Raw genomic sequence first — 16,444 nt, forward strand, 5'->3', positions numbered from 1 at the left:
GTCTGTTGATTTTTCTTCATATGCAAGTTTGATGAAGTGCAGGGTGGAGACTCCAAATGGCGCAAAGCGGTAGGATGCTCAACGCACGCCCCATGGAAAGCGAGCTACCTGAAGCGGAAATCAACTACTTTCCAAGAGCATCAATGTATACGAAAACAGCTTTATTTTAAAAGAAAGAAGAGATTATATAAATGAAGAAATTCTTTATGATTACAGGAATTATTGTGGGACTTATTGTCCTTAGTATCGGTGGATATGCGTACTATCTTTATGATTCTACAAAAGATGCTGTTAATGATATGCATGAAAAGGTAGAAACTGATCAGCCAAAACCAATCGTTACTGGAAATTCTAAGGATCTAAAACCGATTTCCATCATGCTTTTAGGAGTGGATGAAAGAGAAGGTGACAGTGGCCGCTCTGATACGATGATGATTATCGCTGTCAATCCGAAAGAGGACAAGATGCTGATGTTCAATATTCCTCGCGATACTCGAACTGAGATCGTCGGCAAAGGAAGGGACGATAAGATCAACCATGCTTATGCATTTGGCGGAACACAGATGGCAATGGATACCGCAGAGAACTTCCTTGATACTTCCATTGATTATTATGTAAAGGTAAACATGCAATCATTTAAAGATGTTGTTAACGCCGTCGGCGGAGTGGAAGTCAATAACTCCTTTGCTTTCTCTGATGGCGGCTATACATTTCCAGAAGGCCGTCAAGAACTAAACGGGAAAGAAGCATTGGCATACTCCAGAATGAGATACCAAGACCCTAAAGGCGATCTAGGAAGGAACGATCGTCAGCGGCAAGTCATCACGTCTATTATTGACAAAGGCGCACGCGTTTCTTCTATTACTAAGTTCGATAACATCCTCGATATATTAAGTGAAAACGTTAAAACAAATATGACTTTTCAAGAGATGAAGGATATCCAGAAGAATTATAAAAATGCACGTCATTCTATAGAGTCTACTGAAATCAAAAGTTCAGGAAAAATGATCGGCGGTACTTATTACGGAATCGTAGAAGAATCAGAGAAACTCCGAATCCAACAATTAATGAACGAATATTTAAAATAATAGGTAAATAAAACCAGACCTTGTACAGGTCTGGTTTTTTGTTATATTTTTTTAATGTAATATTATCATGTCGATTTTTGCTGAAAAATGATTTAAATTAGTTTTATTATATGTTATTGTTACTCATGATATTTTTCTAGCATAATAAATGTAATTTTTTATTTTTCGACAAAAACTATCAATTTACACCCATTACCAATTTTACAGGAATATGATACCATGATAATAGTAGGATGAATTAAGGAGGAAACCCTTTGTCTACGATATCCGTGTTAATGGTGGAACCGAGTAAACGCCCCTCCATTGTCTCTATCGATAATGATCTTAACGAGTTTGAAAACATAGTAAATGGCCCACTGGATATGCAGCCTTTTTTCCGATCGCCATTTAAAATTGTGTGTAATGTTGATAATGGTTATGAGCTTACATATGGCAAGAGAAAACCAAGTGACAGCTTTTTCATCGTAAAGCATGATGGTCACTTTCAAAGTATTGACCGAACAGAAGCAGAAGAAGTACGAGATTATCTTAAAGAAAAAATGAAAAAATGGAAGTAATGAGAAGTCAGCATGGGTGCTGGCTTTTTTATTTTGTATGAGAATGAAAATGCAGTAGCGCTTGTCGATAAATAGTGTTGAGGGGGAAGAAGAATGACGAATAAAGAAATAGAACTTACACACAATTTGGCTGAAAGGTTTGAAGTTGCATTTAACCAGATTCATGGTGTGTTAAAGCGCATGAATCCTCATGAATATAATGATGCATTTATGAAACTGTTAACTGAAACTAGTCAGAAGCACCGCTACATTCAGAACTTCTTTTACGAATTAAGACAATTTGCCAAACTGCGAAATGCGTTAGTTCATGAAAAGCTGAAAGTAAGAACCTATATTGCTACTCCGAGTGAAGAAGCTGTAACATTGATCGAGAAAATCGCTAGTCTTTTAACTAGACCACCAGCAGTTACAAATATTGCGAGCAAATCTGTTGCTACCATTGACCTTACTACTCCCATAGAAGAAGTTATCCAACTGATGCATGAGTCTTCTTATAACCAGCTTCCCGTCTATGAAAATGGTGTATTCGTGTTTCTGCTAACGGAAGATGGACTAACAAGCTGGCTAGCTTCTTCTATCCGAAACGGTACAATCGACTTAAACGGGCATACAGCGAGTGAGATTCAAGATTATGAAAAAGAACACAACGTGGCATTCCTCGGAAGAAATATAAATATCTTTGAGCTAGAGGATATGTACGAAGACGCTTTTCAGAGTCATAGGAAACTTGAAGCTGTCATCATTACAGAAACCGGTTCACCACTGGAAAAACCGCTCGGTATTATTACAACATGGGATCTGATCGAGATCGATTTGATCAGTGAAAAATAGATATATGAAAAAAATCGAAAAAGCGATGCAGCAGGCAAAGACTAGCATTGAAGTAGAAGGGTTAAAAATATTACCCCTTTATGATGAATTAGTGAGAGCAAAACTCTTGAATCAGATTACGGATGAAGAGTTCGATCAATACGTGTTGAAAGCGATCAAGAGTGTTGAAGATGAGAGATAAGATAACTTCATCCGATCTAATGGCGTATTTAATGTTCGCGACTGGTTTTCTAGGAACTTTCCTTACCATCTATCATTTGGTCACTAGAGAATGGGAGTTCGTATGGCATAGCACGGCTGCAGCCCTAGCATTCATCGTCATCTTATTTATGGATAAAGATAGAAAGCGCAAAGAAAACCTTAAAATTCCCCGTGATTAATTTAAAAAGCTCACTAGAGAGAACATACTTTAGAGAGCTTTTTTGAGTTGTACGTGAATCTATTAAACATCTAGCCAATTGTATCGCGGTTTCACCCCATGTTGAGCATACTCTCTCCTTTTTTCTGCACTTAACATTGCCGATAATGTCCCATAATAGTACTGGACGAACGTTGTTTTGATATTGCGATGTTTATAATGAAAGACTGTTGTTTTGAATGCTTCGATCACTATAGTTGTCATATGTTCTAGAGGTGTATCGAAGTTAAACTTCTTATAGGCCAAAAGTGCTTTTTGCCAAAAAGTGTAGATTTCATCCGCTCTATCAAAGAATGGTTTCACTGTATGTATAAAGATGTTCGGCACAGTATTCGGTACGAATGTATAATCAAGGTCTTTTGATAAAAGTTGATTATCATCGTGTAATGGTTGGACTTCTTTTTCCTGACGTATGTTTAGATCTTTATTTTTCAGATTTATAAAGAGCTTTTCAGTTTCCTCGGTCGATTGTACCGCACTCTCCTTACTGTCATAAGCAATTTCCTGGTTCTCGCATTGTGTCATTTGCGTGTCACACGTTGCGTCAAATGATTGAAAAACAAAAATATTATGACTGAATCCTCCGCTTGACCGATACGTTTTGTACGTTTGTATAATTCCTGCTTTTTTCGCTTTTCGCAGCATTCTAACGAATGTTGCGCGTGAAATTCCTCCTTGTTTGGGAGAGCAAGCTGATACAAGCGTTCCGATTTTTGCGTTGGCTACTCCAGGCACTACCACACTGTACTGACTTAACACTTCAAATGCAATGAATTCTGAATGTGTAAATAGATCAGGGTTTCTTTGTAAAAAGACCTCTTTATGTTTATTAAAATTAGCCACGTTATGGAATTGGCTCATATGTTTGAACTGATAAATGTTCCCTGCCCTCATCTCTTCTTCCCCCTTTAATTGACTCATCCTATAAATGTCTAGAGGTTGTGAAAAGGAGCCATCGTGAAGATTTTTTTTATTAAAGCATGTCACGATGTTTATTCCATTGTGAGATGGGAAGAAAAGAATTATGAAGAAATAATAAGGAGTGATTCATTACATGTCTAATCAAAATCATCCAACAGGTCAACCCGCACAGCATCAAAACCAACAGCCAGGCGTAGAGTCAGAAATGACACCGAAACCCCAATCAGAAAGCCCTACATATAAAGGAAGCGGAAAATTAAAAGGGAAATCAACGCTGATCACGGGTGGTGATAGTGGAATTGGAAAAGCGGCTGCCATTGCGTTTGCGAAAGAAGGTGCGAACGTCGCGGTAGTCTATCTCGAGGAATCCGGAGACGCAGAGGAAACAAAAACACAGATTGAGCAAGAAGGCGTAAAATGCTTGTTAATTCGTGGTGATATCGGAGACGAAGCATTCTGTGAACAAACTGTTCGCGATGTGGTTGGTTCGTTCGGCGGACTGGACGTTCTCGTGAACAATGCCGCAGAACAGCATCCACAGCAGAACTTTGAAGATATTACAGCGGAACAGCTTGAGAAAACATTCCGCACTAATATTTTCAGCATGTTCCATCTGACAAAAGCCGCTCTTCCTCATCTGAAACAAGGAAGTTCAATCATTAATACAGCTTCCATTACAGCGTATCAAGGTCATCCAGAGTTGATTGATTACGCGTCAACAAAAGGTGCCATCGTCTCATTCACTCGTTCGTTGTCGAATAACCTAGTGAAGAAAGGAATCCGTGTGAACGGTATTGCGCCAGGTCCGATCTGGACACCGCTCATCCCTTCTACTTTCACCGCAGATAAAGTAGAACAGTTTGGTAAAGATACACCGATGGGCCGACCAGGTCAGCCAGAGGAACTCGCACCTGCTTATGTCTATCTAGCGAGTGAGGATTCTTCTTATGTATCCGGACAGATGATTCATATAAATGGCGGTAAGGTTGTAAATGGGTAAGGTATATAATTAATAAAAAATATGTAGCATGCTGGCTCAAAGGTGGAATTTTCACTTTTGAGCCAGTTTTTTTGTGAGAGTTTATTGAGCAATGGTATTATGATGTTATCGGATAGGTATAAGACTATATGATTGTATACAGCCTTGAGCAATGTGTAATAGATTTAATTATTACATCTCTTTAAATAAAATAGTTATAAAGAACTACTTAAATCATAGATTATACTTTAGCGGGTCTTAAGAACCCTTATTGATCTTGGAAAGTAAATACTTACTAACTATATAGCTTTATCATAATATAGACGATATTCTTAATAAAATTATGTCTATTTGTTGGGGTGTCATGTGCTTAAGTTTAAGATGTACTACCATAGAATAATGCTCACATACTTTACAATTCTTTATAAGGACGCTATCGATAGTCAATTGAAAGCAAAAATGTTAGACAAAATATATCATCACGAAGAGCGGTACAATTTTTATCTATTGAATATTACAAAGTAACACCACAAAAGAAATAGCACTTATCACAAAAAGGGGCGTGCCTTCTCCATTTAGAAAACCTCATTTTTAAAGTAAGGCATACAAATTGAGCTCTTCGTATGGTCTTCCTTTCTTTTTCACATAGAAAAAGCCCATACTGATGTATAAGTATCGGCCCTCATCATATTAATTGATTAAATGTAGAATGTAACTCCTTATATTGATACTTTTGAATCTTAGAGGTGCTCCAGCGTTTCTCCATGAGAGACAGCTTTTTTTTGACATAATCAAACGGTGCTCTCCCCTGAAATTCGTCACCTAAATAGATCTCACATTCGTTGTTCCCTTTATAAACGACCTTCAATACGTGGCCATTAAGATGGCAAACATACAAACCATTTCCTAATCGGATCACTGCTAATCTCCTTCCTTTTCGGAACGTTTCCAAGCCTCATATGCTAAAAATTCTCGAATGTCCTCCTGCTGTATGCCCATCTCTTTTGCTTGTGATACGAGTTCTACCCATTCGGGGTCTAGTGTTTCAACTTGGCTATTCAATAATTTTTCCACAGGAACCTCCAGCGCTTGAGCTATTTTATGAATCATATGCGCAGATGGGTTTGTTTCATGATTTTCAATACTGCTTAAATAACTTTTAGAAACGCCTGCAATAGAGGAAAGTTTTGATAAACTTAAATGTCTTTTCAATCGATGTTTTTTAATTTGTTTTCCGATTTTTTTGTTCATTGATAACAACTTCCTTTGCTATAAAACCTCCTCTTTTTCTAGGACAGCTTTTACAATGTAGCGATGCGTTGGATTTTTCATAGGATGACAGGTAATCAATGTAAGGACACTTTCGTCCTTCCTGCTCTGCAAAACGGAAAGATCAGTAGGTAGAACGAGCTGCTTTTCCGTAACTTTGTATGTGAAAATTTTTTGTGTGGTTTCAACCTGGATCAAGTCACCAGACTCCACTTCGGGAAGCCGATTAAATTGCTTTCCGTACGTATAGCTTCTGTGTGCTGCGATAGCTGCATTTCCATTCTCACCTATTGGAGATGTGCCGTTCATGTGCCCTGCTGCTACTTTTAAGTTTTTCTGTGATGCACCCTCCATAATCGGAAGGGTTAAGTCGATTTTGTTGATGGAAAGTTTACCGACGATAGAGCTTTTGACTTTCTCAGCTTTTCCATCATTATTAGGGGGCTTTTCTTCTGTGAAAACATCATCAAGCTGTTGTGAACTTTGTTGAATGAGGGAATCAGCCGAAGCTGATTCCCAGTCATCCAACAACTGTTCTTCTTGATATGAGTAGTACACGCTTTTGGCTTTCGGATACAGCATGGTCGTGAGCCCTGCAACTATCAATACATATGCAAGCCACTTCATCACTTATCCCCTTCTAAACGGATTGGGTAAAACAGATTTCTTAATGAGTAATAATCCTAAACCAGCCACAGCCATGAACACCCCTGATAATAGGAAGAATAACGGGTTCTCTTCACCTGTTTGTGGGAGGGACCCTGTGTCTTTCGTTGGTGGGTTAGCTGGTTTCTTGGTTCCTTCTTGAGGAGGTGTGTTGCTAGTTGGCGGTTTGTTCCCATCATCTTTTCCTGGATTTTCAGGATTTTCACCTGGGTCTTCTCCGTCAGTTGGCGGGGTTGACCCCTCACCTTGGACTTGAATTTCATATGATGTTTTTAAACCTTGAAACTCATTTCCCGCTTCACCCGGTAAACCAATTGAAAAAGTTAGAAGAGCTTCCGTTTTTGCAGGAATTGTTCTAGATGAGATCGTTAAGTCACTTAGTTTCCCTTTATACAATTCTGTATTTTCATGTTTTACCGTTACATTTAATTCTTTAAATAGCTTCTCGCCTGACTTAAACGCTGTTTTGACTGTGTATTTCATGATCGAACTCCCAGTGTTTTTCACAGTCAATTTATGGTCTTGTACGTACCCAGGACGCATATTATCCATATGAAATTCGGAAGGTGTCAGCTCAAGTCCATAACTATCATTGCTAAACGAATAAATTTTTTCTGGTTGAAAAGAGATAACTCCAATTATTAAAACCGAGATGATCCCAGCTATCAAACGTTGAACTTTTTTCCTTTTAATCAATGAACTACACCTCCACTCCCAAATAATTGTTCATGTTAAACAAATTTATCTTACTCATCTTTTGAAGTGACTTCTTTACTTTCAGTCGAAGGCGGTCCTACAGATTGAGTAGCGGGAGTGGCAGGCTGACTGTTTTCTGCATTAGTTGTTGCTGGGTTTTCAATAGGTGCCGTTGGTGCCGGCTCTGTTGATGGTGCCGTAGTGTTCGTCTCTGGTTCAGTTTGTTCAGGTGCTGCAGGTTGTTCAGGCTGTGATGGTGTTGGTATTGGTTCTTCTACCTTCACTTCTGGCTGCTGCTTATCTTCAGTCTTTGGATCTTCTTTCTTGTTTTCTTCAACTATTTTTTCTTTCGGTAGTTCGATTGGTTTGATCATTTTCGTTGAATCTAAAGCAATGACGATTTCTTCATCCACAAACCCCTGAAAACCAAATAGATGGTATGTGATTTTCGTTGATTTACATGAAGTAAGATAATTGCTATCCTTCGTCTCACTAATTAATGATTGACCAGGCTTCAAGACATTTGATTTTGGATATTTACTTTTGCTATCACTTAACAAATCTAGCTTGACAGGGATATTGATTTTAGAGATGTTCGTGATCTTCACACTGCTTTGCACTTGACAGTTATCAAGATACTTAACATTCCCTACATGAATATCCAACAGATCAGTAGTCTTGGCGTTCGTGATTTTACCATTTGCATAAGATTGTGTTGTAAACCAAGCAAACGTATCATACTTCGAAACCATAAAAAGTAAGCAATAGCTCATGATGATCATAGATAAAATCACGTGTCTTTTCTTCTTTCGTTTTCTAATTTGTTCCAATAAGCACACCTCCTGCTTTAAAACCTTTCCATACACGGGCTAAAAGAATAAAAGGGCAGCCGACAAAATCGACTGCCCGCATGATAAATCTTATTTATTCTGCCGTAGGTTCTGTACCAGCTTCTGGTCCAAATTCAGCACCATTGTCTGTTTGCTTCGCTTCCACTTTGAATTCTGCATCATAGTGTGCACCTTGATATTCATTGCCGGCACTATCAAGAAGTTTTACAAAGAACATGATTTCAATATTTTGGTTATCTTTAAGTTTCCAGAACTTCCCTTCTCCGAAATGAATAGTTTTCTCATGATTAGCTGCTTGTGCTTTCATTGCACTTGCCTGTTCTTCTGATAATACTCCGCCTTCAACTTCATAGCTGTTAGCTGATTTAGCTGATCCCATCGGAAGAACAGGATTTGTTACGCCTTTATCAAAGCCTTTTTGATATGCCATTGCGATATCTTTTAAAACTGCCCCATCCGGTCTTTCAGCATATTTAACTGCCAAGTAACCTACTTTGTACTTTTTAACGGATGCCTTATCTACTGAATGTGTGTATGAAGCTCTTAAGATTTGATCCAAGCTCCCTGTGTTTTCAATTTTCTTAAACTCACTTACGAACATTTGAGAAGGGGCAAAATTTTTATGTGCAAATAGCTCCGTATCCATTCCGAGTGTTAATGAACCGTTATCGATTGTTCCATTAGCCGTCTTCACATCTGTAAACCATGAATAAGTTCCAAATCCTGCAGATACTACCATTGCACCAGCTAATGCTGTTCCTAATAACGCTTTCTTTGCTACTTTCATTTTTGTTGCCTCCCATTATTTTTAATTTTTATTTTTCTACTCATTCAAGCTATGTAAACCGCCCCTATCAACTTAATGAATAGCCCCACCTCCTAAAATAAATCAGATTATAGTCATACAGTTTTTTCTTTTCTAGATAGAAATCTAGTGATCAAGTCATAGATTTCTAAAAGTAAATAGCCTAGTAAAGGTACTAATATGAGGAGCGTAATTCCCACTGGACTGCTTACAAACTTAGAGACATATCCAGCCTTTGGAATAGTAAATGCATGAGTTCCTACTACATCGTCTGATGCAACAATCTCTGAATCTATAACGTTATTGTTATCACCTTTTGTAACAAACCCTTGATTCGTTTGTTCGACTACTCTATGTGTGATTAATTTCCGCTCTCCTTCTTTAAATGTGATTACATCATTTACAGCAATTTCGGAAGCTGGTTTATCTTTTACAAAAACCATGTCCCCAGCCGAAAAGGAAGGCTGCATACTGTTTGAAAGAACGGTAAAGGGTTTATAGCCGAAAAATGACGGGATCTCATCTGGATTCTTGCTTCCTTGATAGGTGATGTATAACAGGGAACCAATGCTGATCAACATACAGAAGACAATTGCACTTGATACGATTTTCAAAATCCTTTTGTACATTCCAACACACCCTTTTGTTCGATATAAAGCACTTTGTGATTTCAAATTTACACCACCATTAATTCGTTGTCAACCATTATAACGAACAAAACGTTCTTTATTTTGTCGACAAGTTTCTACAAAATCCATATAATTCGGATTCACACACCAATTATCCGATAAAAAAGAATACCACGAGCTTTTAAAATGCAACGAGGCTTACATTGTTACGTTCTTTATACAGTACAAAAAATCTTTTCTATTAAATTGTTTATTTTGCCTTTACAAATGTTTACTATTTTCGTATTATTCTAATTATAGAACTTTTTGTTCTATATATTGAACTTACATAAGGAGATGATGTTCAGCTACTTTTTTTGCTTTTGTACTTATAACAATGAAAAAACAGGAGGAGAAGAAATGGGAAAATGGAGTAAAAAGCTCGGCACTTCTTTAATGCTGACGGGGATTTCTATGAGTCTACTGGCACCATCCGCTTTTTCTACCAATAAAGCTCCGGTAGAAAAATCCTATTCAAAAACATCAGCTATCTTAGAATCTGCACCTATTGATATGCATTTAGTAGATCAAGACCGTTTGGCAAAAGCACTTAAGGACCAGGGGATCATTGCCAAAAATGCTTCTAAAACGGAAACTGAAAAGGCTGTAAAAAAGTATATTGAACTCAAAAGCAAAAAAGGATCAGCTGCAACAACAGAAACAAAAGATAAGCATGCAAAAGACATCTCCAAACAATCTAAAGAATTCTTGAGCAAACAAAAAGAAAAACTATCTAAGAAGTTAAATAACTCGCAAACCCTAACGACTGGTAGCGGATTTATGAATGTAGATCCTGCAAAACCAGCAAAGTATAAAGGCGGCGTGCGCGAAGATAAGGTACTCGTCCTTTTAGCAGAGTTCTCGGATTTCAAACACAACAGCATTGAACAAGAAGAAGGCTATATGTACTCCGATGACTTCAGTCGCGAACACTACGAAAAAATGTTGTTCGGTGATGAAGACTTCGAGCTGTTCGATGGATCAACGGTAAAAACGTTCAAGCAATATTATGAAGAACAATCTGGGGGCAGCTACACGGTTGATGGCCATGTAACGAACTGGGTTACCGTACCAGGAACGGCAAAAGAGTATGGTGATGACGCGGCATCCGGACATGATAACCTAAATCCAAAAGGTCCTCGTGATTTTGTAAAAGATGCTCTGAATGCTGCAGTTGCAGACGGAGTAAACTTAGCAGACTTCGATGAACTGGATATTTATGATCTAGATGGCGACGGAAACATGAACGAGCCTGACGGATTGGTTGACCACTTGATGGTAATCCATGCAGGTGTTGGTCAGGAAGCTGGCGGCGGAGCATTAGGCGCTGACGCAATCTGGTCTCACCGCTGGGTATTAAACGGTGTGTTTGCAGTTCCTGGTACACAAACGGATGTACCTTACTGGGGCGGAAAAATGGCTGCTTACGATTACACAATCGAGCCTGAAGATGGTGCAGTCGGCGTTTTCGCACATGAATTCGGACATGATTTAGGTCTTCCAGATGAGTATGACACACAGTACTCAGGTGACGGTGAACCAGTTGCATCTTGGTCGATCATGAGTGGCGGAAGCTGGAATGGAAAAATCGCAGGAACAGAACCAACGAGCTTCTCTCCTCAAAACAAGGAATACTTCCAAAAAGTGATGGGTGGAAACTGGGCAAAGATTACTGAAGTCGATTTGAAGGATATTACGGCAGCAGGCAAATTGGTTAAAGTGGATCAATCCGTCACGAAATCTAAAAATCCAGGTATCGTGAAGGTAAATCTTCCACAAAAAGAAGTACCAAGCAAGATTCAGCCGGAATTTGGTGAAAAGTACTACTACAGTACGAAAGGGGATAACCTTCATACTAGTATGGAATCTCCTCTATTTGATCTTACCGGTAAGACCTCAGCAACGTTCAACTTTAAAGCAAACTATGAAATTGAAAATGCTGGAGAGTACGATAAGTTATCTGTTTACGTTCAAGATGAAAGTGGAAAAACACTTAAGGAAATTGAAAGACTTGGATGGACTGCTTCAAATGCAGAAAAACCAAAGTACACAACTGAAGGCAAATGGGTTGATAAATCTTATGACCTAACTGAATTTGCAGGACAAAAAGTTAAATTAGTATTCGATTATTCAACAGATGGCGCACTTGCACCAGAAGGCTTTGCTCTTGATAATGCTGAGTTGACAGCTGATGGTACAGTTGTATTCTCTGATAATGCAGAAGGCACACCACAATTCAAACTAAATAATTTCATCGTTTCAAATGGTATTTCATTCGCAAACCACTATTACTATATTGAGTGGAGAAATACTCAAGGATCTGACATAGCCCTTCAATCAAGCCGTGGAGTTAAATACAACACAGGAATGGTTGTATGGTATGGCGATGACAGCTTCTCAGACAACTGGACAGGTATCCACCCTGGTGAAGGATTTATCGGAGTCGTTGACTCTCACCCTAAAGCAATCGTAGGGATGAAGGATGGAAAGCCAACGGTTGAAGATTCTACTCGTTATCAAATTGCGGATGCAGCATTCTCTTTTGATAAAACACCAGCTTGGTACCTCAACTCACCAAGCCGCGGAATCTTTGATTACAAATCTCAAAATGGAGTACCTGTATTCAACGATGCTGTAACGTACATCGATAACAAAGATTATAACGGCAGTTTAACAGATGGTATCATTAACGACGCTGGTAAGATTCTTCCTAAGTACGGTCTGAAGTTCACAATTTTAGGAGAAGCTTCTGATAACTCTGCTGGATTGATCAAGATTAGTAAGTAATTGAAGTGAGAAAGACCTTCGTTCACTCGAACGGAGGTCTTTTTGTGTGGAGAGATTATGAGAATGATAGAGTGGTAATTTGCTGATGTGTAGGAGTACAGTTGATTGCACAAAAATAAACTAGCTGTTGAGACGGCTGCTTCCTTTCTGCAGTACAACGTCTAACAGCTAGCTAATGATCGTGAATACTCTTATCATGTCCTATCGTTAATCTTGGTAATGTTCGCTTCATCCCTACACTCTCTTAAAAGGATTCGGAAGGATTGATTTTTTTATAAGCAATAAGGCAAGACCAGCCATGGAGATGAACAGCCCTGACAGGATAATAAAGATTGGATTGTCTTCTCCTGTTTGCGGAAGTGAGCCTGTGTCTTTTGCAGGCGGGTTATTGCTGTCATTGCTAGGTGGAGTGTTTCCGCTGTTTTCATCTTCATCAGGATTATCCGTATCTGGCGGTGGCGGTTCGCCCTTTCCTTCTGCATAGAGAACGAATTCAACCTCCGTGTTTAATCCTTGAAACTCATTGCCAGATATGTACGGAAATTCAACAGTTAAGGTGAGCGTCTCTTCTGAAAAAGCAGCTAAAGGACGTGGATCAAGTCCTTTGAAGTCTTTCAATTCCCCTTGAAAAACCAGACCTGATTGGTCTTTAATTTTCAGCTGGAATTGATTATAAAGCTTCTCGGAACCCGATTTCATCCGAGATTGAATGTTATAAAAGAAGTCCTGATTGCCATTGTTCTGGATCGTTAACTCACGAGGCGCCCAATCACCCGGTTTGAAATTTTCAATATCAAAGAGCACCTTTTCAGGCAGCGTATCTATTTTGATTTCTTGTGTGATTGAGTCTGCACCGGTGTTGCCGATCGGGATAAAAACGACAATGGTTAGTAATACTAAACTATAAATTAGAATTAACTTAATTTTATTTGACTTAAACATCATAGTCATTACCTCTCAACCTATAATATAGTAGGAGATAAAAAATACTTATCGGCTTTCCTCGAACAAGCAATCAATTAAAAAGGTGGGAAATATCCCACCTTCATATTTTTTAGCTTTAAGAAAATTTATCTTGCAGTTCCATCACCCTGCATACCGTTGAACGTCCACTTAAGTTGTAAGCTATCGCCTTGAAAACGGTTTTGATCTTGACCATTGTCAACAAACTCATATTGTACATAAAGCTTATCACGAGTTCCTGCTGCAAGATTCCCTCCTCTTTCAGCAAAGAATTGACTCCAGAAATTACCTTCAATTACATCTGGTGACATACCTTTAAGCTGAAATAAAGTTGTTGACCAGATTGGAGCGTCAAGCTTATCTCCATTAATCAAAAAGTTAACTCTGATATGCTTACCTAAGTCGTCATTGTTATTACCATTTGCATCGGTAATAGTATAATCTGTCATAAGATCGATTGTTGCAATGTCTAAAGTCCCACCATTCACAAGATCAAATGATCGCAACATTGTATCACCTGGTTTAATATTAGCAACGTTGATTATAGTTGTCGGATCTACACTTAAATCCAATGTTCCAGCTGCAAATGTAGCACTTGCTTCTGCTGTATCACTAAAATACGCATAAGTCCCCCCGCCTACTAAAGACAAACCAAGTGCTGCAGAAGCTACCCCAAGACCTAATTTCTTCTTTAAACTCATATTAAACTTCCTCCCTTTCACCCTTTTTTGGGTATGTACAATTTTTATATTGAAGCCGTATCGATTAATATCTTTACGGCATTTCAATCTCATTAGTTGGAAGTCGTAGTTGTCTTTTTTGTCACTTCTACTTCTTTAATGGCTTTCCAAATCGTAACGGCAGAGTAAAGAAGTAACAGGACACCTGGTAAGATTAATAGTAAGGCAGAGCCCATCTTAGATTGAGCAGCGTTTAAGAGATAACCGGTGTAAGGAATTGTGAAACCGTTATACTCCCCAACAACGTTCGCAGCTAACACTGGCGCTAGATCTGGCGCGTCATTATTGTCACCTTTTGTAATATATTGTGTGTTATCACCTGTACCCCTTACTTCCTGAACACGGTGAGTAATTAACTTTGTCTCAGATTCTTTGAAGGTAATAACATCGCCCTTTTGAAATCTTTTTAAGTCACCACCTGGTTTTATAGCGATAACAGACCCCGTTTGTATACCAGGTTCCATTGAGCCAGATAGAACTGTCTTTAGCTGAAAACCCATGACAGTCGGTTCTCCACCTGAAGCTTTAGATGAGATGACTACGAATGCAGTAGCTATTAATGTGAGAAACAATATAGTGGTCACAATGTTACTAACCCATCTTTTCACAAAAATCATTTTCATTTTGGATCATCCTTTTTTGTCTCATTTTGTTCAACAGGTTGAGAATTAGGATTTATTGCACCTTGTGTAGTTGTTTTTTGTGCTTCTTGTGCATTTGAACTCGATTTGGTCGTATCTATGGGTTTTATATCTTCTTTTGTTTCATTTGTTTGAGTTGGTGGTACTTCCTCCGTTGTTTCTGGTGTTAAAGGTTGAGTCGGTTCCTTTTGTTTCTGTTCAGGTGCCTTTTCAACTTCTTCTGTTTTCTTTGGAACTTCCTTAGGTTCTTCAATAATTTTTGTATTAAAGCAATTTACTGCTATTTCATCACTCCAAAGTTCCCCTTTTCCTGGGTGTCCTGGTCTCTGAAAAGCTTTAAGCTTATAAATTCCGTTTTTAGTAGGTGTTAAAGATAACACTAAGCTTTCACCACTTTTGAGAGCTTTTACTTCTCCGCTTGAAATCTTCATGCCGTCTTTCGGATTGCCTTTTTCAGCCCACCATACTTCATAGTTAACTGATCGATGCATGTCCTTATCTCCACCATTTTTAATAGTCACCTTAACCGGTAAACATTGATTCTTATTAGTAAGTTGCTTAGTGTTTGGTAAAAATAATAACGAGCTCTTATCCCATTTCTCTGGCCAGGTTCCTACTTGAATAACTCCGTTTACGTTTTCCGTATCGTTAAAGTAAGCGCCTGTGTTACCTGTAAGGTACAGAGTAGAGAAAGTCAAAGAATAAAAGATGATACCCAATTTGAGACTAAATATGTACAACCAATTTCTTTTACTAAACTTGCGTAAACGCTTAACTCTAATTTTGCACCCCTCCTTCGTAGTAAGGATCAGGATATAATTTGTTCTTTTTTAAGAACATTTATATCATCATTATAGAACGTTTTTACTAGTTTAAAAAACGTTATAAAGGTTCATTCTGTTCTTTTTAGAGTACATTTGAACTACATTTCGGTGTTTATCTTTCTTTTTCATTGAATTTCAGTTTTTTTCTGGAATTACACGTTCTATCTAAAGAACAAAATTAATAAAAATCGCTGTCAATTCGGTTATGTTTTTAAGCGTGGATAAGGGGGAAGGAATGTATAGGTTCTGCGATACAAATAAATCGGCACAATAATCATGAATGTTAATGAAAAAAATCAGGTTTTTACTCAATAATTTCTTTACAGTAAATATTTTCCATAATATGATATAGGTAATTTGTATGAAGAGAAAAAAGGAGTGCGGTCCATGTATATCATTCCAACTGGCAGTTCCATCAATAATGATTTTGATTTTAATAATCACCGTTATTTGATGGTGAAGGTAGATGTTGTTTGTATGAAGAAAAAAGTGACCGTTGACTCTGGTTATATTGATGATTTCAATGAAAAACTAATAGTGGTGAACGGAAAGGCATTTATTCGAGATCGGTATTTGTTTGTTTCAAAACCTTAGTTGATATGGATATGGGATAAATTTATAGTGAGGAAGAAAAAGACATAGGTATGGTATATGTCTTTTTCCAAATTATGAAGTCGATAAGATTAACTGCAATAACGCATAAAAAAACCTCGTAATTTAACAACGAGGTTTTTGGCGTA

At 38.1% G+C, this 16,444-nt stretch carries 20 protein-coding genes; 8 read left to right on the plus strand and 12 right to left on the minus strand.

Going from position 1 to position 16,444, the window contains the following annotated elements; translation table 11 throughout:
- The first annotated feature begins 191 nt into the window (after positions 1–191).
- The 5 genes from H9648_RS12745 to H9648_RS12765 all read left to right on the plus strand — a co-directional run bounded on the left by H9648_RS12745 (position 192) and on the right by H9648_RS12765 (position 2,856).
- A complete protein-coding gene (locus tag H9648_RS12745) occupies positions 192–1,088 on the plus strand; it encodes an LCP family glycopolymer transferase (RefSeq protein WP_191754195.1) in 897 nt (298 codons plus the stop codon).
- A 254-nt stretch (positions 1,089–1,342) separates the two neighbouring features.
- The gene (locus H9648_RS12750) at positions 1,343–1,645 is read left to right on the plus strand and encodes a DUF3846 domain-containing protein (RefSeq protein ID WP_191754196.1); all 303 of its coding nucleotides are present in this window, start codon (positions 1,343–1,345) and stop codon (positions 1,643–1,645) included.
- Between the two features lie 93 nt (positions 1,646–1,738).
- Complete coding sequence (locus H9648_RS12755; protein ID WP_191754197.1) at positions 1,739–2,476, plus strand: CBS domain-containing protein; 738 nt, start codon at positions 1,739–1,741, stop codon at positions 2,474–2,476.
- 4 nt (positions 2,477–2,480) lie between these two features.
- A complete protein-coding gene (locus H9648_RS12760; protein WP_191754198.1) occupies positions 2,481–2,657 on the plus strand; it encodes a hypothetical protein in 177 nt (58 codons plus the stop codon).
- The gene (locus H9648_RS12765; protein ID WP_191754199.1) at positions 2,647–2,856 is read left to right on the plus strand and encodes a hypothetical protein; all 210 of its coding nucleotides are present in this window, start codon (positions 2,647–2,649) and stop codon (positions 2,854–2,856) included. The genes H9648_RS12760 and H9648_RS12765 overlap by 11 nt, the downstream gene beginning before the upstream one ends.
- A 62-nt stretch (positions 2,857–2,918) precedes the next feature.
- On the opposite strand, the gene H9648_RS12770 is transcribed toward H9648_RS12765, so the two are convergent.
- Complete coding sequence (locus H9648_RS12770; RefSeq protein ID WP_191754200.1) at positions 2,919–3,788, minus strand: hypothetical protein; 870 nt, start codon at positions 3,786–3,788, stop codon at positions 2,919–2,921.
- A 160-nt stretch (positions 3,789–3,948) separates the two neighbouring features.
- On the opposite strand from H9648_RS12770, the gene H9648_RS12775 reads away from it, so the two are divergent.
- The gene (locus H9648_RS12775; RefSeq protein WP_191754201.1) at positions 3,949–4,815 is read left to right on the plus strand and encodes an SDR family oxidoreductase; all 867 of its coding nucleotides are present in this window, start codon (positions 3,949–3,951) and stop codon (positions 4,813–4,815) included.
- A gap of 664 nt (positions 4,816–5,479) precedes the next feature.
- On the opposite strand, the gene H9648_RS12780 is transcribed toward H9648_RS12775, so the two are convergent.
- The 7 genes from H9648_RS12780 to H9648_RS12810 form a co-directional block, all read right to left on the minus strand.
- Positions 5,480–5,713 (minus strand): hypothetical protein, encoded by a 234-nt coding sequence (locus H9648_RS12780; RefSeq protein WP_191754202.1) that lies wholly within the window; start codon positions 5,711–5,713, stop codon positions 5,480–5,482.
- 2 nt (positions 5,714–5,715) lie between these two features.
- Complete coding sequence (locus tag H9648_RS12785; protein ID WP_191754203.1) at positions 5,716–6,045, minus strand: helix-turn-helix domain-containing protein; 330 nt, start codon at positions 6,043–6,045, stop codon at positions 5,716–5,718.
- Between the two features lie 18 nt (positions 6,046–6,063).
- Positions 6,064–6,690 carry a class D sortase gene (locus H9648_RS12790; RefSeq protein ID WP_191754204.1) on the minus strand — a complete coding sequence of 209 codons (627 nt, stop codon included), beginning with the start codon at positions 6,688–6,690 and terminating at the stop codon, positions 6,064–6,066.
- 3 nt (positions 6,691–6,693) lie between these two features.
- A complete protein-coding gene (locus tag H9648_RS12795) occupies positions 6,694–7,425 on the minus strand; it encodes an LPXTG cell wall anchor domain-containing protein (protein ID WP_191754205.1) in 732 nt (243 codons plus the stop codon).
- Positions 7,426–7,475: 50 nt separating this feature from the next.
- Positions 7,476–8,255, minus strand: a complete 780-nt coding sequence (locus H9648_RS12800) for a hypothetical protein (RefSeq protein WP_191754206.1) — start codon at positions 8,253–8,255, stop codon at positions 7,476–7,478.
- Between the two features lie 94 nt (positions 8,256–8,349).
- Positions 8,350–9,063: a TasA family protein gene (locus H9648_RS12805; RefSeq protein WP_191754207.1), complete on the minus strand. Its 714-nt coding sequence runs from the start codon at positions 9,061–9,063 to the stop codon at positions 8,350–8,352.
- Positions 9,064–9,176: 113 nt separating this feature from the next.
- Complete coding sequence (locus H9648_RS12810; protein WP_191754208.1) at positions 9,177–9,710, minus strand: signal peptidase I; 534 nt, start codon at positions 9,708–9,710, stop codon at positions 9,177–9,179.
- 399 nt (positions 9,711–10,109) lie between these two features.
- Here H9648_RS12810 and H9648_RS12815 point away from each other — a divergent pair, with 399 nt between their 5' ends.
- Positions 10,110–12,536: an immune inhibitor A domain-containing protein gene (locus H9648_RS12815; protein ID WP_191754209.1), complete on the plus strand. Its 2,427-nt coding sequence runs from the start codon at positions 10,110–10,112 to the stop codon at positions 12,534–12,536.
- 234 nt (positions 12,537–12,770) lie between these two features.
- Here H9648_RS12815 and H9648_RS12820 read toward each other — a convergent pair whose 3' ends face one another.
- The 4 genes from H9648_RS12820 to tapA all read right to left on the minus strand — a co-directional run bounded on the left by H9648_RS12820 (position 12,771) and on the right by tapA (position 15,695).
- Entirely contained in the window at positions 12,771–13,481 is a 711-nt protein-coding gene (locus H9648_RS12820) for an LPXTG cell wall anchor domain-containing protein (protein WP_191754210.1), read from the minus strand.
- Positions 13,482–13,606: 125 nt separating this feature from the next.
- Positions 13,607–14,200: a CalY family protein gene (locus H9648_RS12825; protein ID WP_191754211.1), complete on the minus strand. Its 594-nt coding sequence runs from the start codon at positions 14,198–14,200 to the stop codon at positions 13,607–13,609.
- Between the two features lie 92 nt (positions 14,201–14,292).
- The gene (gene sipW, locus H9648_RS12830) at positions 14,293–14,856 is read right to left on the minus strand and encodes a signal peptidase I SipW (protein ID WP_191754358.1); all 564 of its coding nucleotides are present in this window, start codon (positions 14,854–14,856) and stop codon (positions 14,293–14,295) included.
- 2 nt (positions 14,857–14,858) lie between these two features.
- Complete coding sequence (gene tapA, locus H9648_RS12835) at positions 14,859–15,695, minus strand: amyloid fiber anchoring/assembly protein TapA (protein ID WP_318243534.1); 837 nt, start codon at positions 15,693–15,695, stop codon at positions 14,859–14,861.
- Positions 15,696–16,091: 396 nt separating this feature from the next.
- Here tapA and H9648_RS12840 point away from each other — a divergent pair, with 396 nt between their 5' ends.
- A complete protein-coding gene (locus H9648_RS12840; protein WP_191754213.1) occupies positions 16,092–16,298 on the plus strand; it encodes a hypothetical protein in 207 nt (68 codons plus the stop codon).
- Positions 16,299–16,444: the final 146 nt, after the last annotated feature.

This window comes from Fictibacillus norfolkensis (genome assembly GCF_014836645.1).
Lineage (GTDB): Bacteria > Bacillota > Bacilli > Bacillales > Fictibacillaceae > Fictibacillus > Fictibacillus norfolkensis.